At 64.8% G+C, this 22,923-nt stretch carries 26 protein-coding genes and 1 other RNA gene; 14 read left to right on the top strand and 13 right to left on the bottom strand.

The genetic code is table 11. The annotated features are described in order from the left end of the window. Window positions 1-52: 52 nt before the first annotated feature. The 8 genes from IWY39_RS15255 (at window position 53) to IWY39_RS15220 (ending at window position 7,302) form a co-directional block, all read left to right on the top strand. Complete coding sequence (locus IWY39_RS15255; protein ID WP_107124755.1) at window positions 53-1,447, top strand: amino acid permease; 1,395 nt, start codon at window positions 53-55, stop codon at window positions 1,445-1,447. 12 nt (window positions 1,448-1,459) lie between these two features. Then, complete coding sequence (locus tag IWY39_RS15250) at window positions 1,460-2,086, top strand: energy transducer TonB (RefSeq protein WP_107124754.1); 627 nt, start codon at window positions 1,460-1,462, stop codon at window positions 2,084-2,086. A gap of 57 nt (window positions 2,087-2,143) precedes the next feature. Beyond that, on the top strand, window positions 2,144-2,944 hold the full coding sequence (gene dapF, locus IWY39_RS15245; protein ID WP_107124753.1) for a diaminopimelate epimerase: 801 nt from the start codon (window positions 2,144-2,146) through the stop codon (window positions 2,942-2,944). After that, on the top strand, window positions 2,944-4,251 hold the full coding sequence (gene mtaB, locus IWY39_RS15240) for a tRNA (N(6)-L-threonylcarbamoyladenosine(37)-C(2))-methylthiotransferase MtaB (RefSeq protein WP_107124752.1): 1,308 nt from the start codon (window positions 2,944-2,946) through the stop codon (window positions 4,249-4,251). The genes dapF and mtaB overlap by 1 nt, the downstream gene beginning before the upstream one ends. Then, window positions 4,251-5,189, top strand: coding sequence for a signal recognition particle-docking protein FtsY (gene ftsY / locus IWY39_RS15235; protein WP_017181055.1), 939 nt, complete (start codon window positions 4,251-4,253; stop codon window positions 5,187-5,189). The genes mtaB and ftsY overlap by 1 nt, the downstream gene beginning before the upstream one ends. A 104-nt stretch (window positions 5,190-5,293) precedes the next feature. Then, window positions 5,294-5,920, top strand: a complete 627-nt coding sequence (gene ispZ, locus IWY39_RS15230; protein WP_017181053.1) for a septation protein IspZ — start codon at window positions 5,294-5,296, stop codon at window positions 5,918-5,920. A 198-nt stretch (window positions 5,921-6,118) separates the two neighbouring features. Then, window positions 6,119-6,733, top strand: a complete 615-nt coding sequence (locus tag IWY39_RS15225; RefSeq protein ID WP_017181052.1) for a superoxide dismutase — start codon at window positions 6,119-6,121, stop codon at window positions 6,731-6,733. A 134-nt stretch (window positions 6,734-6,867) separates the two neighbouring features. After that, window positions 6,868-7,302, top strand: coding sequence for a hemerythrin domain-containing protein (locus tag IWY39_RS15220; RefSeq protein WP_107124751.1), 435 nt, complete (start codon window positions 6,868-6,870; stop codon window positions 7,300-7,302). 5 nt (window positions 7,303-7,307) lie between these two features. Here the strand turns inward: IWY39_RS15220 and IWY39_RS15215 are convergent, their stop codons facing one another. From IWY39_RS15215 to mscL, 11 genes are all read right to left on the bottom strand, one after another. After that, window positions 7,308-7,643 carry a hypothetical protein gene (locus IWY39_RS15215; protein ID WP_019053989.1) on the bottom strand — a complete coding sequence of 112 codons (336 nt, stop codon included), beginning with the start codon at window positions 7,641-7,643 and terminating at the stop codon, window positions 7,308-7,310. Continuing rightward, window positions 7,616-8,164, bottom strand: a complete 549-nt coding sequence (locus tag IWY39_RS15210; protein WP_019053990.1) for a J domain-containing protein — start codon at window positions 8,162-8,164, stop codon at window positions 7,616-7,618. Before IWY39_RS15210 ends, IWY39_RS15215 begins: the two co-directional genes overlap by 28 nt. Before the next feature lie 109 nt (window positions 8,165-8,273). Then, window positions 8,274-8,675, bottom strand: an RNA gene (gene rnpB, locus IWY39_RS15205) — RNase P RNA component class A. A 41-nt stretch (window positions 8,676-8,716) separates the two neighbouring features. Then, window positions 8,717-9,415, bottom strand: coding sequence for an N-acetylmuramoyl-L-alanine amidase (locus IWY39_RS15200; RefSeq protein WP_107124887.1), 699 nt, complete (start codon window positions 9,413-9,415; stop codon window positions 8,717-8,719). 98 nt (window positions 9,416-9,513) lie between these two features. Continuing rightward, on the bottom strand, window positions 9,514-10,392 hold the full coding sequence (locus IWY39_RS15195) for a CheR family methyltransferase (RefSeq protein WP_107124750.1): 879 nt from the start codon (window positions 10,390-10,392) through the stop codon (window positions 9,514-9,516). After that, complete coding sequence (locus tag IWY39_RS15190; RefSeq protein ID WP_107124749.1) at window positions 10,392-11,474, bottom strand: chemotaxis protein CheB; 1,083 nt, start codon at window positions 11,472-11,474, stop codon at window positions 10,392-10,394. Before IWY39_RS15190 ends, IWY39_RS15195 begins: the two co-directional genes overlap by 1 nt. Before the next feature lie 73 nt (window positions 11,475-11,547). After that, window positions 11,548-11,913 (bottom strand): response regulator, encoded by a 366-nt coding sequence (locus tag IWY39_RS15185; protein WP_006958812.1) that lies wholly within the window; start codon window positions 11,911-11,913, stop codon window positions 11,548-11,550. Between the two features lie 117 nt (window positions 11,914-12,030). Beyond that, a complete protein-coding gene (locus tag IWY39_RS15180; RefSeq protein ID WP_017181045.1) occupies window positions 12,031-12,468 on the bottom strand; it encodes a chemotaxis protein CheW in 438 nt (145 codons plus the stop codon). Between the two features lie 4 nt (window positions 12,469-12,472). Then, on the bottom strand, window positions 12,473-14,875 hold the full coding sequence (locus tag IWY39_RS15175) for a chemotaxis protein CheA (protein ID WP_107124886.1): 2,403 nt from the start codon (window positions 14,873-14,875) through the stop codon (window positions 12,473-12,475). A gap of 130 nt (window positions 14,876-15,005) precedes the next feature. After that, the gene (locus IWY39_RS15170; protein ID WP_017181043.1) at window positions 15,006-15,275 is read right to left on the bottom strand and encodes a hypothetical protein; all 270 of its coding nucleotides are present in this window, start codon (window positions 15,273-15,275) and stop codon (window positions 15,006-15,008) included. 143 nt (window positions 15,276-15,418) lie between these two features. Then, entirely contained in the window at window positions 15,419-15,862 is a 444-nt protein-coding gene (gene mscL, locus IWY39_RS15165; protein WP_107124748.1) for a large conductance mechanosensitive channel protein MscL, read from the bottom strand. A gap of 100 nt (window positions 15,863-15,962) precedes the next feature. Here mscL and IWY39_RS15160 point away from each other — a divergent pair, with 100 nt between their 5' ends. From IWY39_RS15160 to IWY39_RS15145, 4 genes are read left to right on the top strand one after another with little or no spacing between them, the layout of a single operon-like run. Further along, window positions 15,963-16,565, top strand: coding sequence for a LemA family protein (locus IWY39_RS15160; protein WP_019053730.1), 603 nt, complete (start codon window positions 15,963-15,965; stop codon window positions 16,563-16,565). 4 nt (window positions 16,566-16,569) lie between these two features. Then, complete coding sequence (locus IWY39_RS15155; RefSeq protein WP_107124747.1) at window positions 16,570-17,376, top strand: TPM domain-containing protein; 807 nt, start codon at window positions 16,570-16,572, stop codon at window positions 17,374-17,376. Further along, window positions 17,376-18,071 carry a TPM domain-containing protein gene (locus IWY39_RS15150; RefSeq protein WP_107124746.1) on the top strand — a complete coding sequence of 232 codons (696 nt, stop codon included), beginning with the start codon at window positions 17,376-17,378 and terminating at the stop codon, window positions 18,069-18,071. The genes IWY39_RS15155 and IWY39_RS15150 overlap by 1 nt, the downstream gene beginning before the upstream one ends. Then, a complete protein-coding gene (locus IWY39_RS15145; protein ID WP_107124745.1) occupies window positions 18,068-18,598 on the top strand; it encodes an NUDIX hydrolase in 531 nt (176 codons plus the stop codon). Before IWY39_RS15150 ends, IWY39_RS15145 begins: the two co-directional genes overlap by 4 nt. Before the next feature lie 232 nt (window positions 18,599-18,830). On the opposite strand, the gene IWY39_RS15140 is transcribed toward IWY39_RS15145, so the two are convergent. Further along, the gene (locus IWY39_RS15140; RefSeq protein WP_107124744.1) at window positions 18,831-19,289 is read right to left on the bottom strand and encodes a DUF6456 domain-containing protein; all 459 of its coding nucleotides are present in this window, start codon (window positions 19,287-19,289) and stop codon (window positions 18,831-18,833) included. A 98-nt stretch (window positions 19,290-19,387) separates the two neighbouring features. On the opposite strand from IWY39_RS15140, the gene IWY39_RS15135 reads away from it, so the two are divergent. Together IWY39_RS15135 and IWY39_RS15130 are read left to right on the top strand one after the other, a co-directional pair. Next, entirely contained in the window at window positions 19,388-19,951 is a 564-nt protein-coding gene (locus tag IWY39_RS15135; RefSeq protein WP_019053734.1) for a helix-turn-helix domain-containing protein, read from the top strand. A gap of 58 nt (window positions 19,952-20,009) precedes the next feature. After that, entirely contained in the window at window positions 20,010-21,185 is a 1,176-nt protein-coding gene (locus tag IWY39_RS15130) for a glycosyltransferase (RefSeq protein WP_107124743.1), read from the top strand. 119 nt (window positions 21,186-21,304) lie between these two features. On the opposite strand, the gene IWY39_RS15125 is transcribed toward IWY39_RS15130, so the two are convergent. Next, on the bottom strand, window positions 21,305-22,921 hold the full coding sequence (locus IWY39_RS15125) for a molybdopterin oxidoreductase family protein (RefSeq protein WP_107124742.1): 1,617 nt from the start codon (window positions 22,919-22,921) through the stop codon (window positions 21,305-21,307). Between the last annotated feature and the right edge of the window lie 2 nt (window positions 22,922-22,923).

The raw sequence follows: 22,923 nt of genomic DNA, 5'->3' as shown, positions 1-22,923 counted from the left end.
TCGCTTTGGGTCAGCAATCGAGCGACACAGAAAGAATGAGGGGCCGAACATCATGAGCTGGACACGCCGCAAGCCGATGGAGGCGATGACGCCCAGCGGCGACCAGCACCGCATGGCGCGCACCCTGTCCTGGCCGCATCTGCTGGCGCTGGGGGTGGGCGCTATTGTCGGCACCGGCATCCTGACGCTGATCGGCGTCGGCGCGGACCGGGCCGGTCCTGCCGTCCTCCTCTCCTTCGCCATAGCGGGCGCGATCTGCGCCTGCGCCGCGCTCGCCTATGCCGAACTGTCGACCATGATGCCCGCAGCGGGCAGCGCCTACAGCTACTCCTATGTCGTGCTGGGCGAAGGCATCGCCTGGATCGTGGGGTGGAGCCTGATTCTGGAATATAGCCTTGTCGTATCGACCGTCGCGGTCGGCTGGTCGGGCTATGCCGCGCCATTGCTCGCTGCGGTCGGTTTCCCTGAAGCGCTGACGCAGGGGCCGGAACTGGGCGGCCTCATCAACCTGCCCGCCATCTTCATCATCGCCGTCGTCGCGGGCTTGCTGATGCTCGGCACGCACGAAAGCGCGCGGCTGAACACCATTCTCGTGGCGATCAAGATCGCGACGTTGAGCCTGTTCGTCTGGTTCACCCTGCCCGCCTTCGACGCCCAGAATCTGGAGCCGTTCATGCCCTTCGGCTTTGCCAAGCATATGGGACCGGACGGGGTCGAGCGCGGCGTCATGGCAGCCGCCGCAATCATCTTCTTCGCCTTTTATGGCTTCGACGCCATCTCGACCGCAGCGGAGGAAGCCAAGAATCCGGAACGCGACTTGGCCATCGGCATCGTCGGATCGCTGGTTGCCTGCACGCTCATCTATGTGCTTGTCGCCGCCGCCGCGATCGGCGCCATGCCCTTCACCCGCTTCGCCGACAGCCCGGAACCGCTGGCGCTGATCCTGCGCGAAATGGGCCAGGGCAGCGTGGCGCGCATCGTCGCCATCGCTGCCGTCATCGCCCTGCCGACCGTGCTGCTGGGCTTCCTCTATGGCCAGAGCCGCATCTTCCTGGTCATGGCGCGCGACGGCTTCCTGCCGCAAAGCCTCGCCAAAATCTCCAGGCGCGGCACGCCTGCCCGGATCACGATGGTGACAGCCATATTGGTCGCGATCATCGCCGGCCTGCTGCCGATCGACGAGATCGCCGCGCTCGCCAATGCCGGCACGCTGATCGCCTTCACCTCGGTCGGCCTGTGCCTGCTGGTACTGCGCAAACGCCTCCCCGACATGCGCCGCCCCTTCCGCACCCCTGCCGCCTGGTTCGTCGGCCTCGGCGCGATGGGCGGCTGCGCCTATCTGTTCATCAGCCTGCCGATGCAGACGATATTGGCGTGTTTCGGGTGGAACGCCATCGGGCTGCTCGTATATTTTCTGTATGGGCAGAAGCGGGCTGTGGTGGCGTGAAAAGGATTTAACTTGAGTATTGTTCTTGCCGCACTCGCTACGACCGCATTGTTGCGAGCATCGCCCGCTTCATACCCCGGCACTTGGGCTAGCAATCTAGACTACCCACCCGAAGCCATCCGACTCTCACAAAGAGGGACGACCTCTTTTCTCGTCTTGGTTTCACCACAGGGCAAAGTGGCCAACTGCTATATAACGCAGTCCAGTGGCGTTCCAGAACTCGACAAAAGAACCTGCGTGCTGCTGTCCGTCCGGGCATCATTCAAGCCTGCCGCCGATGAAAATGGCCAACCAGTTTATGACACCTACAAAGGGAGTATTAGCTGGCGTCATATGGACCGACCAAACCGTAGTCTAGCGCCCAAACCGGAAGTGGACGACACCGATTTTGAGCTTCAAGTCGCGAAGCTCCCTAATGGATTACAGCAGCAGCGTGTTGTGGTGATTGTGCGAATGGACACGTCCGGGCGCGTCGCATATTGCGAACATCATCCGCAAACCGCTGTTTCTCCACAATTGGCAGCGGTCGCCTGCGCTCAGGCCAAGGCGGGCTATGTGTCGATAACAAAGGACGCTGCCGACCAGCCGATATCGGTCATCCGCTCTTTACATATATTGTTCAAAGCCGCCGCTGGATAAGCAGTTTTCTCGACGCTCTGGCCTTTTCCCTTCCCCCACATTACATGCGCCCCCATCATGGGACGCTTTTCCAAAATGCATGGCCTGGGCAATGATTTCGTCGTGATCGACGCGCGCGCGCACGCGCTCGACATGACGGAAAGCCGCGCCCGCGCCATTGCCGATCGTCATGCCGGGATCGGCTGCGACCAGTTGATCCTGATCGGCAACGCGCCCGATGCCGACGTGTCGATGCAGATATTCAACGCTGACGGCAGCGAGGTCGAGGCGTGCGGCAACGCCACGCGCTGCGTGCCTCTGTTCGTGGGCCGCGACGTGCTGATCCGCACGCAGGCGGGCCTGCTGGACGCCAAGGCGGTGACAGGCGGCGCCAGCGTCGATATGGGCGCGCCGCGCTTCGATTGGGATGCGATTCCCTTGGCCTACGCCATGGACACGCTGACCATGAGCGCCAGCTGGGAGGATCTGCCCCCGCCCGCCGCCGTCAATGTCGGCAACCCCCATGTCATCTTCTTCGTCGATGATCTGGACGCGGTGGACAGCGCGCGGCTTGGCCCGATCATAGAGACGGACCCGCTCTTCCCCGCCCGCGTCAACGTCAACTTCGCGCAGGTCGTGGGTGACAATCATATCCGCCTGATCGTGTGGGAGCGCGGCGCTGGCCTCACCCGCGCCTGCGGCACCGGCGCCTGCGCCACCGCCGTCGCCGCCATCCGTCGCAAACTGGTCAGCGGCCCCGTGACCGTCAGCCTGCCCGGCGGCGATCTCGTCATCGACTGGGCGCCCGGCGGCACGATCCGCATGACCGGCCCCGCCACCCATGTGTTCGATGGCGAGGCCGACTGGTCGCGCTTCTAATGAGCGGCCCGGACATCATCACGCTGGGCTGCCGCCTCAACATTGCGGAGAGCGAGGCGATCCGTGAAATGGCGGGCGGGCAGGACGACCTGATCGTCGTCAACAGCTGCGCCGTCACCGCCGAAGCCGTGCGCCAGACCAGGCAGGCGATCCGCCGCGCCCGCCGCGACCGGCCCGACGCGCGCATCATGGTGACCGGCTGCGCCGCGCAGACCGAGCCAGAGAGCTTCGCCGCGATGCCCGAAATCGATGCGGTGATCGGCAACCGGGAAAAGATGGCGGCGGCAACATACCAACCCCCGTTCGCTTCGAGCGTAGTCGAGAAGCGCTTCTCGACTACGCTCGAAGCGAACGGAGCTTTTGGCGCAATGCCAGAGGTCCGCGTCGCCGACATCATGGCCGTGCGCGACACCGCGCCGCATATGGCCAGCGCCTTTGCCGATCATGCCCGCGCCTTCCTGGAAGTGCAAAATGGCTGCGACCATCGCTGCACCTTCTGCATCATCCCCTATGGCCGGGGAAACAGCCGCTCCGTCCCCGCCGGCGCGGTGGTTGAAAAGGCGAAGGAACTGGTCGCGGCGGGCTACCGCGAAATCGTGCTGACCGGGGTGGACGTCACCAGCTATGGTCCCGATCTGCCCGGCAGCCCCTCGCTTGGCCTGCTCGTCGAACGCATATTGACCGGCGTACCCGACCTCCCTCGCCTGCGCCTGTCGTCCATCGACAGCGTGGAGATTGACGACAGGCTGTTCGACCTGATCGCCCATGAACCCCGGATGATGCCGCATCTTCACCTGTCGCTCCAGGCGGGCGACGACATGATCCTCAAACGCATGAAGCGCCGCCACAGCCGCGCCGACGCGGTCCGCATCGTCGATCGCCTCCTCGCCGCGCGGCCCGACATCAGCATCGGCGCGGACATCATCGCCGGTTTCCCGACCGAGGATGAGGCGATGTTCGAAAACAGCCTGGCGCTGGTGTCCGATTGCCGGATCGTCCACGGCCATATCTTCCCCTATTCCCCGCGTACCGGCACGCCCGCCGCGCGCATGCCGCAGGTGGACCGCGCGACCATCAAGGCCCGCGCCGCCCGTCTCCGCGCCGCTTGCGAAGCCCGGCGCGCGGACTGGCTCGCCAGCCTTGTCGGCACCCGCCAGTCGGTGCTGGTAGAACGCAGCGGACTGTCCGGCCATGCCGAAAATTTCGCCCCGGTGCGCTTTGCGACCCCGCAGACCCCCTCCGCGATTCTACACGCAACGATCACCGGCCTTGAGAATGGCGCGCTGATCGCGCAAGAGGCGCAGTAATGACCGATAATGCAATTTCCTGGCGCGATCGCCTGTTCGGCGGCCTGAAGCGCACATCCGACAAGCTGGGCGAAAATCTCACTGGCCTGTTCGGCAAGGCAGCGCTCGACAATCAGACGCTGGACGAGATTGAAGAAGCGCTGATCATGACCGATCTTGGCCCGGCCATGGCCGCCAGGGTGCGCGACCGATTGGCCGAAGGCCGGTTCAACAAGGAACTGACCGAGGAATATCTGCGAGAGATTATCGCGGAAGAGATTGAGAAGGTGCTGGCCCCCGTCGCCCGCCCGCTGGAGATAGAGGCCTTCCCCCGCCCGCAGGTCATATTGGTGATCGGCGTCAATGGCTCCGGCAAGACGACCACCATCGCAAAGCTGGCGCATAATTTCCTGGAACAGGATTATGGCGTGATGCTGGCGGCGGGTGACACGTTCCGCGCGGCGGCCATCGGCCAGCTCAAGGTCTGGGCCGACCGGCTCGGCATCCCCATCGTCGCTGGCAAGGAAGGCGGCGACGCGGCGGGCATCGTGTTCGATGCGGTCAAGCAGGCGACGGCCACCGGCATCGACGTGCTGATCGTCGACACGGCGGGCCGCCTTCAGAACAAGACCGAACTGATGGACGAACTGGCGAAGGTGCGCCGCGTGCTGGGTCGATTGAACCCGGCCGCCCCCCACGACGTTGTGCTGGTGCTGGATGCCACCACCGGACAGAATGCATTGAACCAGATAGAGGTTTTCAAGGAAGTCGCCCATGTCACCGGCCTGGTCATGACCAAGCTGGACGGCACCGCGCGCGGCGGCATGCTGGTCGCGGCGGCGGAGAAATATCGCCTGCCGATCCATGCCATCGGCGTGGGCGAAAAGATCGAGGATCTGCGCCCCTTCGATCCGGGCGACATGGCGCGGGCCATCGCCGGGACCGCCTATGCACGGTGAAATCGCCGTCATGCCGGACTTGATCCGGCATCCAGAGTCCGCCACGCAGCGCTTCGACGCCCTGGATCCTGACGTTCGTCAGGATGACGATAGGAAAAACAGCCATGGCTGACACCAAACCCGCCCAACGCCCCGGACATGGGGGCACGCTTAGCCTGGCGCTCGATTTCGGGCCGCTGCTGGTCTTTTTCCTGGGCTATAAATTTCTGGGGATGATCGTCGGCACCGCTGCCTTCATGGCGGCCATCGTCGTCGCGGTGATCGTGTCGAAATGGAAATTGGGCAAAGTCTCGCCCATGCTCTGGCTGTCCGCCGCGCTGGTGCTGTTTTTCGGCGGCCTCACCATCTATTTCCATGATCAGCGCTTCATCCAGATCAAGCCCACGATCATCTACAGCTTTTTCGCGCTGATGCTGTTTGGCGGGCTGATGCGCGGCAAGCCGCTGCTCAAATATCTGCTTCAGGCCGCCTATGATGGCCTGTCCGAAACAGGTTGGCGCAAATTGTCGCGCAACTGGGCGATCTTCTTCGTCGCCATGGCGATCGCCAATGAAGTGATGCGCCGCACGATGAGCTTCGACAGCTGGCTGGCGGTCAAGGTATGGGGCGTGACCATCGTGTCGGTGGTCTTTGCCGCCGCCAACATCCCCATGCTGATGCGCCATGGCCTCAATCTGGGCGACCGGCTTGATAGCGACGAAATTGGCGGCACGTCGCCACCGCAGGGCTGAACGGCCGCCGCGCAAGGCCCGACAACCCGACCTGTAAGTCTAGGCGATCGTTACGCTGATGTCACATGGATATTTCCGTAGATGAAAAGCGAAAATATCCTGTTTTCGGTCGCGTAATAAGCCTGCTAGTGGCACGGAGCCTTCAGGTCGCAGTTTCGTTATGCGATCGTCCCCATCAACGAACCGAGGAGTTTTCCCATGGCTTTCACGCTGCCAGACCTGCCCTATGCCAAGGACGCTTTTGGCGAAATCCTGTCGGCCGAAACATTCGACTATCACCATGGCAAGCATCACAACGCCTATGTCGTGAAGGCCAATGAACTGGTCGCCGCCGACGCGTCGCTCCAGGGCAAGTCGCTGGTCGAGCTCATCAAATCGTCCAAGGGCGGTCTCTTCAACCAGGTCGGCCAGATCTGGAACCACAGCTTCTACTGGCTGTGCCTGTCGCCCGAAAAGAAAGCGCCGTCGGGCAAGCTGCTCGACATGATCAACGACAGCTTCGGCTCGGTCGATGCCCTGGTCGACAAGCTCAAGGCCGAAGCCGTTGGCCATTTCGCCAGCGGTTGGGCCGCGCTCGTCCTCAAGGATGGCAAGCTGGAAGTGACGTCCTACCATGACGCCGACACGCCGGTCGCGCATGAAGGCCATGCGCCGCTGCTGATCCTCGATGTGTGGGAACATGCCTATTATATCGACTATCGCAACCTGCGCCCGGCCTATGCCGAAAAGCTGCTGAAGGAAGCGATCGACTGGGACTTCGTCGCGCTCAACCTGGATGGCGAAGGCGTCAGCCGCGCCGACCAGCCGGGCTAATTCAACGGCTATGGCCCTGCATCGCATGGTGCAGGGCCATGGGTATATTTACGACCGTAATTATACCTACCGCAACGGTTTCTTAAGCTGCCGTACGCATCATCGGCCATCCGTAGACACGGAAGGGCGAAGCGATGGACATGACCGAACTGCGCCGACAACATGACGAGATCAGCCACATTGCGCACCGACTGGCGCAGGCGACGGCTGACCGCACCACCCCCCGCAGCGTGGGTTCCATCCGTTGGCAGCTCGCGCGCCAGTTGATGGCGCATCTCGCGCTGGAGGACCGCATCCTCTACCCGGCGCTGCAACGCGCCGACGATGCGCATACCCGCACCACCGCCGCCACTCTCCAGGCCGAAACCGGCGCGCTCGCCGAAAGCTTCTCCAGCTATATGACCGCGTGGAGCGACGATCGCGTCGCACGGGAATGGGCCGATTTCTGTATCGCGACGCAGGCCGTCATCCGCGCGCTGACCGAACGGGTCGACCGCGAGAACCGCACCCTCTACCCCCTCGCCGACAGGATCGACAACAGCGCCCCGCCGATCGCCCGCGCCGGCTGACCGGGTCAGGCAGCTGGCGGCGTCAAGGCCAGCGTCCGCGCCAGCTCATCCAGATCGGCGCCGGGCCGTACCAGCAGCCACTCCCGGCTGGCCGCGCCGTTCACCACCGTCACCGCGCCCTTGGGACACACGCCCAGGCAACTGACCTCGATGATGCCCGCCGCGGCCTTGCGTCCTTTCTTCAACGACAGGTGCCGCCGCAGCGCCTTGGCCAGCCGCTCGTCGCCATCGGGGCCAAAGCCGCCATCCAGTTTCTTTTCGCATTTGCGGCAGACAAGGATGGCATTCTGCCAGTTGGACCGGACCAGATGTTTCAATCCACCGCCCCGCGCGGCTTCCATGTCCGACGCTCTTCGGCCGCGCGCAGCACTTCATAGGCGGCCTGGATCGTCTGAAAACGGGCGGCGGCCTGCGTGTCGCCGGGCTTGACGTCGGGATGATTTTCCTTGGCCAGCATCCGCCAGCTTTTCTTCACCGCCTCGAAATCGGCGTCATCCTCCAGGTCCAGCGCCTTTAGCGCATGGAGTTCGTCGCGCGACCGGCTGCCATCGCCCGGACCGCCCCAGCTATGATAGGCGCTGCCCTGATAGCCGCCCGCGTCGCGCCGCTCGTCCCGCTCGCGCTGTTCGCGCTCTTCCTGGTCCAGGCCCTGAAAATAGTCCCAATTGCGGTTATATTCCCCGGCATGTTCGGCGCAGAAATACCAGCGTTCCGGGCTGTTGGGGGATTTGGGCGCGGGGCAGTCGCCCGGCTTGTCGCACCCGAAACGGTCGCACATACGCACGCGCTGCGCCTCACGCGCTGCGCCATAGGCACGCCAGCGGGGAAATCCCCAGTCATTGGATCGGCTGTTTCGTGCCATTTGCCCGAATTAGGGAAGGTACAGGCGGAATGCCAGCCCATCGCGCCATATTTTGAACATGCGCGAAAGAGCGCATTTTGACGCCCGCGCCAGCGGCAATACTCAAATAAATGCCAGAGGGCCTGTAAGCCGGGTTCTGTCCACCCCGCCAAGCCGTGAAGCCGGCGGGGATAGGCGACCATTCCTCTAGGGAACGGATTGCTCCGTTCCTCAAGCAACCAACCCGGACGGTCTCGGTCGAAACAGACCTAGCAGCATGAAGCTGCGCGCCGCCCCTATTCGGTCTTGCTCCCGGTGGGGTTTACCATGCCGCCTTGCGTTGCCGCAGACGCGGTGCGCTCTTACCGCACCCTTTCAATGTCACTGGGTCGAAACCTTAGCGACCTGCTTTCTGTTGCACTGTCCCTTGGATCACTCCAGCCGGTCGTTAACCGGCACCGTCATTTCGTGGAGCCCGGACTTTCCTCGCCGTGGAAGTTACCCGCCACGCCGCGGCCGCCCGGCCCTCTGGCGCGACGGTTCCTAGCCTCGTTCCGCTATCGCGTCACCTGCTTATTCATCGCCCCTTGGCTTGGGCAGCAGCAAAGCCAGCAGGATGGCGCGACATTCGCCGCAAATCACCCCGTCGATCAGTTCGGGACGGAAGCGCCGCTGGAACGCCACCACCGCCGCCTGCGGATCGGCGATGTCATAACCGAACCGTTCGAGCGCCAGCATGAAGCCGCCATCGGTCCAGTGCGGGTCCATCAGATTCTTGGTCGGGCGCGGCAGGGCCAGCCGCAGCCGCGCCAGTTGCCCCCAGGGGAATAATTCGCCCGGATCCTGCTTGCGCGCGGGCGCTATGTCGCTGTGGCCGACGATGTTGCCGCGGGTGATGCGATGGCGCTGGACGATGTCGTGGACCAGCGGGATCAACGAACTCATCTGGGTTTCGGGAAAGGGCCGATAGCCCCATTCATGCCCCGGATTGACAATCTCTATGCCGATGCTGGCGCTGTTGACGTCATCCACCCCGCGCCAGTGGGACCGTCCCGCATGCCAGGCCCGCTTGGCTTCGTCGACCATGCGGATGATCTGGCCATCCTCGGTCACGACATAATGGGCGGAAACCTTGGATTCGGGATTGGCCAGCCAGTTGATCGCGCTCGCCGCGTCCGGCATCCCGGTATAGTGCAGCACCAGCATCGTGACCGGCAGGCTGCGCTCGTCGAAATTGGGCGACGGCGTTTCGATTATCGGCAGCTCGTTCATCATGCCCTTTCGGCCCGCCCGTGCAGTCGCGCGGCCCTGGCACGACATTGGCGCAGCGCGGCGCGGCAATCAAGCATGGTTAAAGCAGGCGCGAAGCTTTAACCCGCCCGCCGCACCCGGCCGATCGCGCCCTCCGGCAAGGCCGCCTGCCGCGCATAGGCACCGCGAAATTCGGAATGGGCAATGAAATCATCGCCTTGCCCCATCACCGTTTCCCCAGCGCCCAGCAACAGGATCGATCCCGCATGGCTGTGCCGGGCCAGCAGCGACAGCACCGCCTGCCGCCGTTCGGGCGTGAAATAGAGCAGCACGTTGCGGCAGAGCAGCAGGTCATAGGCGCCGGTCGGCGCCTTCGCATCGAACAGATTGTCGTGGCGGAAATCGATCATCCGCCGCAATTCGGGACTGGCGCGCCAATCGTCGCCCGACGGTTCGAACCATTTGAGCAGGTCGCCCACTGCCAGCCCGCGCTGCACGTCCATTTGCGAAAATATGCCCGACCGCGCCTGATCGATCGCGGCGGTCGAAATGTCGGTCGCCATGATCTCGATCCGCCATCCGCTCCAGCGCGCCGCGTCGTTGCGCAGGCGGATCGCCAGCGAATAGGCTTCCTGCCCGGTGGAACAGCCCGCGCTCCATATGCGCAGCGTCCGGTCGGTCTTGGTGGCATGGATGGCGGGCAATATCTGCCGCTGGATCATGTCGAAAATCTGAAGGTCGCGGAAAAAGCTGCTTTCATTGTTCAGCAGCGCATCGACGACATGCTGTTCCAGCCGCGCGTCGCCCTTGCGCAGCAAACGGGCGGCCAGTTCGTCCATGTCGTTCAGGCCATGATTGCGCAGCACGGGCCGCAGCGCGGTTTCCATTCGCCAGGCCCGGCCCTCGGTCAATATCTGCCCGGTGCGCGCTTCCAGCAGCCCGGACAGGATGCGCGCCGCGCCCTGGAGTGTCGATGCGGGCGTGGGAGGCATGACCATCAAACAAGAACCTTTCCGCGCCGCGACACGAAATCCATAATGGCATGCGGTTCCATCACCGCGCAGGTCAGCCCTGCGCCCGCGACCGATCCGGGCATGCCCCAAACGACACTGCTGGCTTCATCCTGCGCGACGATCCAGCCGCCCGCCGCGACAATATCGCGCGCGCCGACCGTGCCGTCGCGGCCCATGCCGGTCAGCACGATACCCACCGCGCCCGCGCCATAGACTTCCGCCATGCTGGCAAACATCGGATCGACGCCGGGCAGGTTGCCGGCGGGCGTGCGTTCCGGGTTCAGCGTTATCGTCACCCGCCCATGCAGGCCGCGACGCAGTTGCAGATTGGCGTCACCGGGGGCGACATAGACCGTGTCAGCCATCAACAGATCGCCGGTTTCAGCGACTTTGACCCGCATGCTGGTCATACGCGACAATTGCTGCGCGAAATAGACGGTGAAACTGGCGGGCAGATGCTGGGTCAGCAGCACCGGCACGCCCAGCGGCGCGGCCAGACCTTCAAACAGCTGCCCCAGCGCATGAATGCCCCCGGTCGACGCGCCGATGCCAAGGCAGGCGATCGGCTGCGCGGCAGGCTGGACGACGGGTGGCGCCAGCGGGCGCTGCGGCGGGGATGGCGCGGGACGATCGGTGAACAGGCGATTGAGCCGCTCGATCAACGTCTGGGGGAAATGCTCGCCAAAACTGCCGCTGCCCGGCTTCGACACAATGTCGCTCGCGCCCAGCGCCAGCGCTTCGATGGCGGCCGCGCTGCCCTCCTCGCACTTGCCCGACAGGATGGCGACCTTGACGCCGGGATTGGCGCGCAGGATGGCGGGCAGCGCGGCAAGCCCGCTCTGCCCCGGCAATTCGATGTCCAGCAGCACCAGGTCGATGTCATGCTCCGCCAGATAGCCCAGCGCCTGTTCGGCACTGTTCGTCTTGTGAACGACGGCATAGGCCGGGTCCGCATTCAAAATGCGTTCGATAACGGTGCGGACAACAACCGAATCGTCAACGACCAGCGTGCGAACCACCTGGGGTTCGCTCCTCTGACTGGTCATGATCGGCGCGATGAAGGTCATCACGGGGCTTTCTGCACGAAGGATGAAGAAAAGGTCGGAAATCTCCCAAGGAAAAGGAAGTGTGTCCCGCCCGCTAAATCACCCCGACGATGACCAGCTTGCTTTCCAGCGTTTCCCGGTCAAACGGCTTCATCACATATTCGTCGGCCCCGGCCTCGACGGCCGCCTTGATATGGCCGATGCCATTTTCGGTGGTGCAGAAGATGATCTTGGGCCGGGCCGTCATCTTCGCGCTCGACAGCGCCTGAAGAAACTCCATGCCGCTCATCACCGGCATGTTCCAGTCGAGCAGGACGACATCGGGCGCAGAGGCTTCGCACTGGGTCAGGGCATCCTGACCATCCACGGCTTCGCTGACGGTCAGGTCCAGTGATTCCAGTATGTGGCGCGCCACCTTGCGGATGACCTTCGAGTCGTCAACGACCAGGCAATTCTTCATGAGGCGTCCCTTTGGTTTTCACGTAACGGCTGAAGGTTTAACCACCAAAGCCAAGCAATTGGTAAACGAGGCAGGCAGGATTATTCGGTTGGTCGCAAATCCGGGCGCATCTGCCGGTCACGCCGCCTGCGCCAGCGCCCCGCCCTCGATGAAGGCGGCCAGCGACACCAGCAGCCAGGGATGCCCTTCATGCTCCACGATGGCGCGCGCATAGGGGGTCCAGGCCGGATCGATCTGGCCGCGCAGGGGCAATTCGCCTTCCGGCACGCGGCAAATGTCCGTGACGCCGTCGACCATCAGGCCATAGCTGTGGCCGCTGATGTCGGCGATGATGGCCAGTCCCCGCTCCACCCGCGGACTGGCGACGCCATGGATCAGCGCGGCGACGTCGATGATGGTCAGCACCCGGCTGCGCAATGCCGACAGCCCGGCGATGTGCGCGCCCATGCCCGGCACGGGCGACACGTCGTTCAGGCGGACGACCGCCTCGACCTCGCTCGTCTCCACCGCGATCCGCGTGCCTGCCAGCGTGGCGAAAAGAAAGAGTCTGTCCATGGCCTTACCCGTTTCCTCCGGCCATCTGGCCCCCGGCGATCGCCGCCATCAGCGCATCCTGATCATAGCGATAGATGCTGTCATCCTGTGGTCCGGCCGCGCGCGGCGAAGCGCGCAGATGGACGATGCGGCATCCGATCATCCCGGCCATGACGCCCGCCGTCTGCGCGGCATCGGCGCCGGTCAGCAACAGCACGTCGCGCGGGTCCACCGCCGCATCATCGGGCAGGCCCAGTACGACCTCTTGCCCTGCCTGCCGCAGCAGCGGCGCCAAAATCTCGCGGGTCCAGCCATCGTCGCTGTCGGCCAGCAGGCAACGGCCGCGCGTTCGCTCGACGATCGCACGGTCAGGCAGGCTGCCGAACAGCGCGAAGGGATTGATCACTTCCAGATGTTCGCCGTCGATCACCGCGACGCCGCTGATATGGCCGTGCATCGCCACCATGTCCGGCACCATCGGCATCTGCACGATGTCCAGCACTGCAGCGACGGGATAGCAGGCTTCGATCGAACCATCGCGCAGGCGCAGCGCGGAGATTTTGTCGCGCCCGAATTCGGTCAGGCCGTTGGCCACCGGCACCAGTCGGCCATCCAGCCGGACAAAGGCGTCGCCGCCCGACCGGCCGAACAGCGATGCGTCAATATCCTCGACCCGCTCGATCAGCGACAGTTGCAACAGGCGGCGCTGGCCCGAACATTCCTCGAACCGCAGCGCCGCGATCATCTCGATCCCGGCCTGCGCCTTTGTCTCCTGCTCGGACTGGCGCAGGGTGCGGTCGTCGATCATCGTGGGCAATCTGGCCGCGCTGGCGATACCCGCCGCGTCGAGCAGCAGCATCGGCTTGCCATTGTCGGGCAGGGTCATGCCCGCATAGACGCCAGACGCCATCACCAGCGGCGACGCGGGACGGATCACCAGTTCCTCATGATTGTCGACCGCCGACACGCCCATGGCAAAGGGTACGCCCGTGGCAGACCGCACCACCATGATGGCGCGCGGCTCGGCCTCGACCGGCTTTTCCATGCCCAGCACATCTTCCAGGTCGATCATCGAATGACGGACCGACCGGATCGTCGCGATCTTGGCCCCGCCCACTTCGCTGATCTGGAGCGTGTCGTTATTGTCGTGCAGAATTTCCACCACCGCGGCGCGCGGGATCGCGAAATGCAGGCCGCCTGCGCGGATGATCAGGCCCGGAATGATGGTCAGCGTCAGCGGTACGCGCAGGGTGATGCACAATCCGCGCCCCGGATGATTGTCCAGCGCGATCAGGCCGCCGATCCGCTCCACATTGGCGCGCACCACGTCCATGCCCACGCCGCGTCCGGAAATCGCCGTCACCTGATTGGCGGTGGACAGCCCGGCCTGGAAAATCAGCTCCAGCCTGTCCGCCTCGCTCATGCGGGCAGCCGCTTCAGGGGTCAGGCGGCCAGCGGCAATCGCCTTTTCCACCAGTCGCGCAGTATCGATGCCCGCGCCATCGTCGCTGATGACGATCACGATCTGGTTGCCCGACTGCCGCGCCTCCAGCCGCAATGACCCGACTTCGGGCTTGCCCGCCGCGCGCCGCTTTTCTGGCGTTTCGATGCCATGGTCGATGCTGTTGCGCACGATATGGGTGAGCGGGTCGACGACCATCTCCACCATCTCGCGGTCCATCTCGACGTCGCCGCCCTCCAGCGTCAACTCGATCCGCTTGCCCAGATCCCGACCCAGATCGCGCACCATGCGCGGGATCGCGGCAAACAGCCGCTCGACCCGCTGCATCCGCGTCTTGGAAATCACGTCGCGCATGTCGGCCACGCATGTCGACAGCCGCTCGAACACTGTGTCGAGTTCGGTGTCGACCGATCGCTCGCGCAGCTTGCGCGACAATTCGTTGCGCGCCAGCACCATGTCCGACACGCCGTTCATCAACTGGTCGATCAGGCTGAGTGGCAGGCGAATGGTGCGGGGGCCAGACTGGCCGCCTTGCCGCGCAACCGCGACCGGCGCGGCCGCATGGTGATGCTCCTCCCCGCCCGTCGGCAATGTCTCGGCCGGGGTGGTCAGCGCGGCGATCAGAAATTCGTCATTCTCATTGGGCAGCGCCGCCCCTGTCGCCACCGCTTCGGCCAGTTCGCCGATCCGGTCCATCAGGCCCAGCACCGCGCTCACCGTCGCAGGATCGGCAACGCGCTTGCCCGCGCGGATGTCCGACAGCACATCTTCGGCCGCATGGCTCAGCCGCTCGAACCGGGGCAGGTTCAGGAAGCCGCAGCTACCCTTGACCGTATGGAAGAAGCGGAAAATCGCATCGAGCCGGTCCCGATCCGACGGATCGGCTTCCCAGGCGACGACTTCCCCCGCCAGCGCCTCCAGCGTTTCCTGGGTCTCGGATATGAATTCTTGTAACAGTTCGTCCATGCCCATGGTCCCACGGATGCGCGCAACGGGCACCATGGCGGGACGTGGTTAAGAGCGGGTTAAAGCGCAAAAAAAGGGGCGCCGCGATCCAATCGCGACGCCCCTTCCAATCTTGATCGGTAAAAAGCGCTTACTGGTGCTTTTCGACCGCATCCTCGGCCTTTTCGCCCGCTTCGCGGGTCGCGTCGGCCTTGTTTTCCAGCGCGTCGGCGGCGTGTTCAGCCGTATTTTCGGCGGCGCCGGTCAGGTTGTCTGCCATGGCTTCCATATTGTCAGCCTGATTGTCGATCGCATCCGCCTTGTTTTCGTACGCATTCTCGACCTGGTTTTCCTTAGCCGAATCGCACGCGGCGAGGGCCACAAGGCTGGCAAGGCCAAGGATTTTGACGAAGGTTTTCACGGCGTATTCTCCTGTTGCGCCCCCAAGGGCAGACCGTATGGCTCACCGGGCGGAACGGCGTTACGCCGTCCCAACCCTGACCGCGATCAACCGGCCACGCCCCCAATGGTTCCCGCCGACCGCTCCGTTCGTCGCATAGACGATTATTTTCGCAGCGAATCGCGAATTTCACGCAGCAGGACGATGTCCTCCGGCGTGGGCGCTGGCGCGGGCGCGGCGGCCTCCGGTTCGGGCTTGGCCGTCAGCCGGTTGACCGCTCTCACCAGCAGAAAGATGATGAAGGCCAGGATGATGAAATTGACCAGTACGGTCAGGAACTCGCCCCAACCGAACATCGCGACGCCCGCCGCCTTCAGGTCTGCATAGCTTTGCGGGTTGCCCTCATAATCGGCAGGCAGGTCGCCCAGCCGGATGAAATATTCGGAAAAATCCGCACCGCCGAAAATATAGCCCACCACCGGCATGATAAGGTCATCAGTCAGCGACTTGGTGATAGTCGCAAACGCGCCGCCGATGATGACGCCGACCGCCAGGTCCATCACATTGCCGCGATTGATGAAGGTCTTGAATTCGCTGATCAGTCCCATCGCTACCGCTCTCCCTTGCAAAGATAATCACTGGATGGCCCGTTGCGTGCGACAGGACAACCGCCTATTTCGTGACGCAGATAATTGCCGAGGATCTTCCATGACCTTCCTGCGCCGCTTTGCCCCTTTCCTTCTGCCGCTGCTGGGCGCTTTCGCCCTGTCCGCCTGCGGCATCAACAGCGTCCCCGCCGCCGAGGAAGAGGCCAAGGCCAAATGGGCCGACGTCCAGGCGCAATATCAGCGCCGCGCCAACCTGATCGGCAACCTCGTCGCCACCGTCAAGGCGGCGGGCAAGCAGGAACAGGACACGCTGGTCCGCGTCACCGAAGCCCGTGCCAAGGCAACCTCGGTTCAGGTGAATGCCGACGATCTGTCCGACCCGGCAAAAGTCGCCCAGTTCCAGGCCGCGCAGGCCCAGCTGAGCCAGGGGCTTGGCCGTCTGCTTGCCTCGGTCGAGGCCTATCCCGACCTCAAGACCAACGCCAACTTCCTGAACCTGCAATCGCAACTGGAAGGCACCGAAAACCGGATCGCCGTCGCCATCCGCGACTATAATGAAGCGGTGCGCGCCTATAACACCCGCATCCGCACTTTCCCCGACGCGATCGGCGCCAAGATCATCCACGGCGCCAAGCCCATGACCCCGTTCCAGGCGACGACGCCCGGCGCGGAAGAAGCGCCGAAGGTCGATTTCGGCAATTGATCGCGTGATCCGCCGCTGTCTTATCCTCCTCGCGCTACTGGCCTTCGTGCCCGCAGCGCAGGCCCAGTCTTTTCCCAAGCTGACTGGCCGTGTGGTCGATGACGCCGCGCTGCTCTCCCCGGCGCAGGAACAGGCGCTGACCGGCAAGCTCGCCGCGCTGGAAACGCAAAGCGGGCGGCAACTGGTGGTCGCGACCATTCCCGACCTTCAGGGTTATGACATTGCCGATTATGGCTATCGCCTGGGCCGCGCCTGGGGGATTGGCGAAAAGGCGAAGAATGACGGCGCATTGCTGATCGTCGCGCCCAATGAACGCAAGATACGGGTAGAAGTCGGCTATGGCCTGGAAGGGCTGCTGACCGACGCGCAATCGGCCCAGATCATCCGCGACGCCATCGCCCCGCGCTTCAAGGCGGGCGACATGGCCGGCGGCATCGACGCGGGCGTGGACCAGATCGGCGCGATCATGACCCTGCCGCCCGAAGAGGCGAAGGCCCGCGCGGCGGCGGCTGAAGCGGCGGCGCGCAAGGGATCGGGCGGTCATGTCAGCGGCATGGCGATCATCTGGGTCATCGTCATGGTCGTCGCCTTCATCGCGCTGGCATCGCGGCGGCGCGGTAAGGGCAAACGCTATCGCAGCCGTTCGGGCGTGCCGATCATCCTGTGGGGTCCGGGGGATTCCGGCTGGGGTGGTGGCGGCTGGGGCGGCGGTGGCGGTTCCGGCTGGGGCGGCGACGGCTTTGGCGGTGGTGGCGGCTTTTCGGGCGGCGGCGGCAGCTTCGGCGGCGGTGGCGCGTCGGGGGACTGGTGATGCAGCTTCATCTTTCAGCCGCCGACCACGCCCTCGTGTCCGCCGCCGTGGCGGAGGCAGAGGCCCATACGTCCGGCGAAATCGTGACTATCGTGACGCGCCGGTCCGATGCCTATCATGATGTCGGGCTGCACTGGGCGATCGCGGCGGTGTTCATCGCGCTATCGGTGGCGGCCGCCTTTCCGGAGCAATTGCGAAATTTCCTGTCCGCCCTGCTGCGCGACTGGGACCATGAACTGGCGGACTGGAAATTGTTGACCGGGCTGCTGGGCCTGCTGATCCTCAAATTTCTGGCTGTCCGCTATTTGCTGGCCATCCCGGCGCTGCGCATGTGCCCGGCGCTGCGCATGTGGATGACCCCGCGCGCCACGCGGGCGCGGCGCGTGCGACGGCGCGCGATCCTGCTGTTCCGCACCGCGGCCGAAGCACGGACCCAAGGCCGCACCGGCGTCTTGATCTACCTCTCGCTGGACGAACATCGCGCCGAAATCGTCGCCGACGCCGCGATCAATGACAAGGTCGCACCGGAAGAATGGGGCGCGGCGATGGCGGCGCTGATCGACGCGATCCGTGCGGGTCGCGCGGGCGAAGGGCTGGCGCAGGCGGTGCGCCAGGTCGGGCTGGTGCTCGCCACCCATTTCCCGCGCGCCGATGATGACATCAACGAACTTCCCGACAGGCTGATCGAATTATGAGTGACCCGGATGCGTCCGCCCCCGAAGAAGTGATGTGGGCCGGGCGCTTCATCACGGCGAAGCGACGCGGCAAATGGGAATATGTCGGCCGCGCGCGGGGCATCAGGGCGGCTGTCATTCTGGCCATCGATGACGGGCATGTCCTGCTGGTCGATCAATATCGCGTGCCGCTGGGGCGGCGCTGCATCGAATTGCCTGCGGGCCTGGTCGGCGATCATGACGCGGACGAGGATGCCGGCATCGCCGCCAGTCGCGAACTGGAGGAGGAGACCGGCTATCGCGCCGCGCGCCTGGAATCCGTCGGCGAATTTTTCAGCTCGCCCGGCATGGTCTCGGAAAGCTTCACCCTGTTCCGCGCCCATGATCTGGAAAAGACCGGCGAAGGCGGCGGCGTGGAGGGGGAGGATATTCACGTCCACCGCGTGCCCCTTGCCGAGCTGACGGCGCAGATCGCCGCCTGGCGCGCGGAGGGCTATGCCATGGACGTCAAGCTGCTGTTGCTGCTGGGCGCGGCGATGATAGCATGACGAATTGGGCGCAGTCGAATGTTTGCCAATCCTCCCCTTTAAGGGGAGGTGGCTGACCGCAGGTCAGACGGAGGGGTGTCCCCCTCACGTTAGCACGACACCCCTCCGCCAGCACGCCGCGCTGCCACCTCCCCTGCGAGGGGAGGATTCATCACACGCCGCATATTGGATTGGCCTGCAATATTGCTAGCCAGCTTGGGCGGTCCAAAATCTCCCACATCGCATTCTCGCCTCAAGCAACCCGATACCATCCCGCCACCCGATCGAGCGCCAGCGTCAGCACCAGCTTGCCCGCGCGGCTGGGCCAGCCCAGCGCCCGTTCCGCCGCGACCAGCCCTTCGCCCGCGCATACCACCCGCCATAATATGTCCGCCAGCCCCGGCCCCGCCGCGCGGATCGCGCCATCGAAGCGTTCACGCGCCGACAATTGCATCAACGTCGGGTCCGGCTGGCGCGCGGGCACGGCCCGTCCTCCCGCGCGCGGCGCCGCGTCCCAACGCATCGTGACGCGCGCGCCCAGCCCGGCCTTCTCCCAATCGGCGCGCAGCCGGTCGCCCGCGACATACTGCCGTTCGCTCAAATGGCCGCGCGCATGGAGCCAGGCCAGCGGCGATTCCCCGATATGGACCAGCACGGTCTGATGGCGGCCCTGCGGGTCTTCGATCGTCTGTTCGACATGGGTGGCGGTCATGCGGCCTTCTCCTTGGACGATGGGTGGGGAATCAGCCTTGCCACGGCGGATAGTTTGTAGGAAAGAGGAAACCAAATAGGTTATTCAGCGAGGTAAAGATGATCACCCGCATCCGCGAGGTCCGCAAGGCGAAGGGGCTGACGCTGGAACAGGTCGGCGCGCTATGTGATCCGCCCACGACCGCGCAGACGATCGGCCGACTGGAAACCGGCACCCGTACCGTATCGATCAAATGGCTCAACCGCATCGCGCTGGCGCTTGGCGTCGCCAGCGCCGAACTGGTCGCGCTGCCGGGGCAGAGCGAGGTGCCGGTGGCGGCGCTGCTGGGTCCGGACGGTGCCCGCGCGCCGACCCGCCCGCTCACCTTCCCCTCCCCCATCGCGACCGACGGCATGGTCGGCGTCCATGTCAGCGCCAGCATCGGCGATTATCGCAGCGGTGACGCCATCTGGTGCCGCCGCATCGCGCCGCAGGATTTCGCCAGCGCGCTCAACCGCGACATTCTCTTCCCGCGCCCGGCGGGCCGCTTCCTGTTCGGGCGCCTGATCGGGCGCGAAGGCGACCGGCTGCAACTGCTGCCGCTGGGTTCGGGCGCACGCCAGCTGGTGCTGACCGACCCGCCATGGGCCGCAGTCGCGGAACAGCTCGTCCGACGGCTCTAGCCAAAAAGTCACCAGCCTCTTAACCCAATTGCAAAGGCTGCTGCGCGAAAGAGAGACCATGACGCTCAACGTCCTCATGCTATCGACCCTCTTTCCCGACATCAGCCGTCCCAATTTCGGCGTATTCGTGGAACGGCAGGCGCGCGAACTGGCCAGTCGCCCCGAAGCGAACGTCACCGTCATCGCGCCGGTCGGCCTGCCGCCATGGCCGCTTTCGCTTGCACCGCGCTACGCCGCGTTGCATGCGTTGCCGCGCCGGGAAAAATGGCGCGAACTGACGGTCTATCGCCCGACCTTCCCGATCATCCCCAAATTTGGCGGGCGCACCAATGTCTGGACGATGACCCGCGCGATCCTGCCTCTGGTCAGGCAATTGCACGCGCAGAGGCCGTTCGACGTGATCGACGCCAGCTTCTTCTTTCCCGACGGTCCGGTGGCGCAGCGCCTGTCCCGCGCGCTCGGCATCCCCTATTCGGTCAAGGCGCGCGGCGCGGACATCCATCATTGGGGCAGTCAGCGCGGCACGCGCAAGATGGTGCTGCGCGCGGGTGAAGGCGCGGCAGGGCTTCTCGCCGTGTCGGACGCCATGCGTCGCTCCATGGTCCGCATGGGCATGGATGAAGGCAAGATCCGCGTCCATTATACCGGGGTTGATCTCGACACATTCGAACTGGCCGACCGGGCGGAGGCCAAGGCCACGCTCGATTTCAATGGTCCGGTCGTGCTGTGCGTGGGCGCATTGATCCCGCGCAAGGGGCAGGATCTGCTGGTCCGCGCCCTGCCCATGCTGCCTGATGTCACCTTGCTGCTGGCGGGACAGGGGCAATATCGGCGAACCCTTGAAAATCTGGCGGAGGAATTGGGGGTCGAACGGCGGATCGGCTTTCTCGGCTCCGTCCCCCACCATAAATTGCCGCGCATCTTCGCTGCCGCCGATGTGATGGCCCTGCCCTCGGCCTCCGAAGGCCTCGCCAATGCCTGGGTAGAGGCGCTGGCCTGCGGCACCCCGATCGTGATCAGCGATGTCGGCGGCGCGCGCGAACTGCTCGACCGGCCGGAAGCGGGACAGATTGTCGATCGCGATCCACAGGCCATCGCCACGGCCATTCAGGCGATATTGGACAACCCGCCCGACGGCGAAGCCGTGCGCGCCGCCGCGCTGCGCTTCACCTGGGCGGCCAATGGCGACGCCTTGCTCGCGCATCTGCAAGGCATTGCCGCCACCGCCCGATAAGCAGTTCCGCCTGTCCTACATTGGCCCGCTGCTCTACCATGCGGGCACGAGGCAACCGACTTTGCGATAGGATCAGCACCGCGCAACAATATATCGCATTTGCCGGGAAAAGTGCGAAGTTAAGCGAATCTCGCCCGTCCGTTCGGCGTCGGAAAATGCCCGCCGTCGAACGGCACTTCGCCCCAGCGCCAGGGGGTCAGTTCGTCATAGGCCGGGTTGGAAATCGGCGCGTGCCGCCGCAAGTTGAGCAACCGCCCGCCATCATTGCCATACGCGGTCAGCCGCCCATGTTCGCGATAAATGTCGGCTGGCCGCTCATAATGGAAAGCATCGCCCCAGCCCATCGCCTGCGCCACCTTGGTCAGCATCCACCAGTCTGGCCGCGCCTCGCCCGGCAGGGGAAATAATCGACGCTGGCGACTGACCAGCCGGTCCATGCCGGTCAGCGTCCCGTCCTTCTCCACCCATGTCGCAGACGGCAGCAGCATCGACCAGCCATCGCCCTGCTCCGCCAGACTGTCGGTCGATCGAACCGCCAGCGGGACCAGCGCCCTCGCCTCGCCCAGCCATGCTTCCGCCGCCGGGTCCGCGCCAATGCTCCATAGCGCCCTGACCTGTCCGTCGCGCATCGCCCGCAACAGCGCCTCCCCCTCCAGCCCCGGCCCTTCGACCAGCAACCGCGCGCCCCAGAAGCGGGCGACGCTGGCGCGCGCGTCTGGTGCGAAATCGCGATGGGCGGCCAGGCTGTCCGCCACGCAACCAACCTCGCGCGCGCCCATGCCATTGGCCGCACCCGTGATGGCGAAGGGGGTCGCGCCGGGCCGCCCAATCCGACCGCTGGCAAGGTGAAGGTTGATGACCGCCGCGGCCAGATCGGCGCACTCGCTCCCGGCGAACAGGGTGACGATGCGGTCGGTGGCGATCCACTCGTCGTAAAAGGCCCGGATCGCCGCTGTCGTCAGCCCGGTCGCGCGGGCAATCGACCAGATGTCATGCCCCGGTCGCAACCGCTCCCAGAAATCGGTCGGCACCGCCACGCTCTGCGCCAGAAAAGCCGTGTCATGCCGGCCCTTGTCATGGCCATGCAACAACGCGCCGGTCAGCAACCGCGCCGCGCTGCCGGGCTTCAGCGTCAAACGCAGATCAGCCTCTATCGCCACCCCCGCATCGGTCAGCAGCACCAGCCGCGCGCCCGCCTCCCGCGCCGTTTTCACCCGGTCCAGCAACACCGGCTGCGCCATGATGCCGCCCCCCACCAGCAGGATCGTCGCGGCGCGATCAATATCCTCATAGGCTGCGGGCATGACATCCTCGCCGAACGCCCGGACGTGCGCCGCGCTGCTCCCGTCGCGCCACGGCGCATGGATATGCGCCGACCCGAAAAAGCCCTTCATCAGCTTGTTCGCGACATAATAATCCTCGGTCAGCAGACCGCCGCCTATATGCAGCGCAATGCTGCCAGGCCCATGGCGCGCCATTATGGTCGACACCCGCCGCGCCACCTGCGCGATCGCGCGGTTCCAGCCAGTCGGTCGTCCATCCACCAACGGCCGCAGCAACCGCCCTTCCAGCGATATGGCGTCGTCGCCCAGCGCCTGCCCGCGATCGCACAGCAAGCCGCCATTGGCCGGGTGCAGCCGGTCGCCCTCTACCGTGACGCGACGGTCGGTGTCAGTGACCGCGCGGATACCGCAGCCGACACCGCACTGGCCGCACTGGCTTCTGACGATCGCCATGT

It is taken from the genome of Sphingobium sp. JAI105 (assembly GCF_015752145.1).
Lineage (GTDB): Bacteria > Pseudomonadota > Alphaproteobacteria > Sphingomonadales > Sphingomonadaceae > Sphingobium > Sphingobium xenophagum.
Note: the sequence above shows the minus strand (reverse complement) of the source record. Positions and strands in the feature narration are given on the sequence as shown.

What these genes read in the sequence shown, in the direction of transcription:
- IWY39_RS15190 (WP_107124749.1), bottom strand. Translation starts at nt 11,474, where the DNA reads ATGACCTTCATCGCGCCGATCATGACCAGTCAGAGGAGCGAACCCCAG.
- IWY39_RS15210 (WP_019053990.1), bottom strand. Translation starts at nt 8,164, where the DNA reads ATGGCACGAAACAGCCGATCCAATGACTGGGGATTTCCCCGCTGGCGT.
- IWY39_RS15160 (WP_019053730.1), top strand. Translation starts at nt 15,963, where the DNA reads ATGACCTTCCTGCGCCGCTTTGCCCCTTTCCTTCTGCCGCTGCTGGGC.
- dapF (WP_107124753.1), top strand. Translation starts at nt 2,144, where the DNA reads ATGGGACGCTTTTCCAAAATGCATGGCCTGGGCAATGATTTCGTCGTG.
- ispZ (WP_017181053.1), top strand. Translation starts at nt 5,294, where the DNA reads ATGGCTGACACCAAACCCGCCCAACGCCCCGGACATGGGGGCACGCTT.
- IWY39_RS15135 (WP_019053734.1), top strand. Translation starts at nt 19,388, where the DNA reads ATGATCACCCGCATCCGCGAGGTCCGCAAGGCGAAGGGGCTGACGCTG.
- IWY39_RS15130 (WP_107124743.1), top strand. Translation starts at nt 20,010, where the DNA reads ATGACGCTCAACGTCCTCATGCTATCGACCCTCTTTCCCGACATCAGC.
- IWY39_RS15180 (WP_017181045.1), bottom strand. Translation starts at nt 12,468, where the DNA reads ATGGACAGACTCTTTCTTTTCGCCACGCTGGCAGGCACGCGGATCGCG.
- IWY39_RS15140 (WP_107124744.1), bottom strand. Translation starts at nt 19,289, where the DNA reads ATGACCGCCACCCATGTCGAACAGACGATCGAAGACCCGCAGGGCCGC.
- IWY39_RS15200 (WP_107124887.1), bottom strand. Translation starts at nt 9,415, where the DNA reads ATGAACGAGCTGCCGATAATCGAAACGCCGTCGCCCAATTTCGACGAG.
- IWY39_RS15150 (WP_107124746.1), top strand. Translation starts at nt 17,376, where the DNA reads ATGCAGCTTCATCTTTCAGCCGCCGACCACGCCCTCGTGTCCGCCGCC.
- IWY39_RS15215 (WP_019053989.1), bottom strand. Translation starts at nt 7,643, where the DNA reads ATGGAAGCCGCGCGGGGCGGTGGATTGAAACATCTGGTCCGGTCCAAC.
- IWY39_RS15255 (WP_107124755.1), top strand. Translation starts at nt 53, where the DNA reads ATGAGCTGGACACGCCGCAAGCCGATGGAGGCGATGACGCCCAGCGGC.
- IWY39_RS15175 (WP_107124886.1), bottom strand. Translation starts at nt 14,875, where the DNA reads ATGGACGAACTGTTACAAGAATTCATATCCGAGACCCAGGAAACGCTG.
- IWY39_RS15145 (WP_107124745.1), top strand. Translation starts at nt 18,068, where the DNA reads ATGAGTGACCCGGATGCGTCCGCCCCCGAAGAAGTGATGTGGGCCGGG.
- ftsY (WP_017181055.1), top strand. Translation starts at nt 4,251, where the DNA reads ATGACCGATAATGCAATTTCCTGGCGCGATCGCCTGTTCGGCGGCCTG.
- IWY39_RS15125 (WP_107124742.1), bottom strand. Translation starts at nt 22,921, where the DNA reads ATGGCGATCGTCAGAAGCCAGTGCGGCCAGTGCGGTGTCGGCTGCGGT.
- mtaB (WP_107124752.1), top strand. Translation starts at nt 2,944, where the DNA reads ATGAGCGGCCCGGACATCATCACGCTGGGCTGCCGCCTCAACATTGCG.
- IWY39_RS15185 (WP_006958812.1), bottom strand. Translation starts at nt 11,913, where the DNA reads ATGAAGAATTGCCTGGTCGTTGACGACTCGAAGGTCATCCGCAAGGTG.
- IWY39_RS15220 (WP_107124751.1), top strand. Translation starts at nt 6,868, where the DNA reads ATGGACATGACCGAACTGCGCCGACAACATGACGAGATCAGCCACATT.
- IWY39_RS15195 (WP_107124750.1), bottom strand. Translation starts at nt 10,392, where the DNA reads ATGGTCATGCCTCCCACGCCCGCATCGACACTCCAGGGCGCGGCGCGC.
- IWY39_RS15225 (WP_017181052.1), top strand. Translation starts at nt 6,119, where the DNA reads ATGGCTTTCACGCTGCCAGACCTGCCCTATGCCAAGGACGCTTTTGGC.
- mscL (WP_107124748.1), bottom strand. Translation starts at nt 15,862, where the DNA reads ATGGGACTGATCAGCGAATTCAAGACCTTCATCAATCGCGGCAATGTG.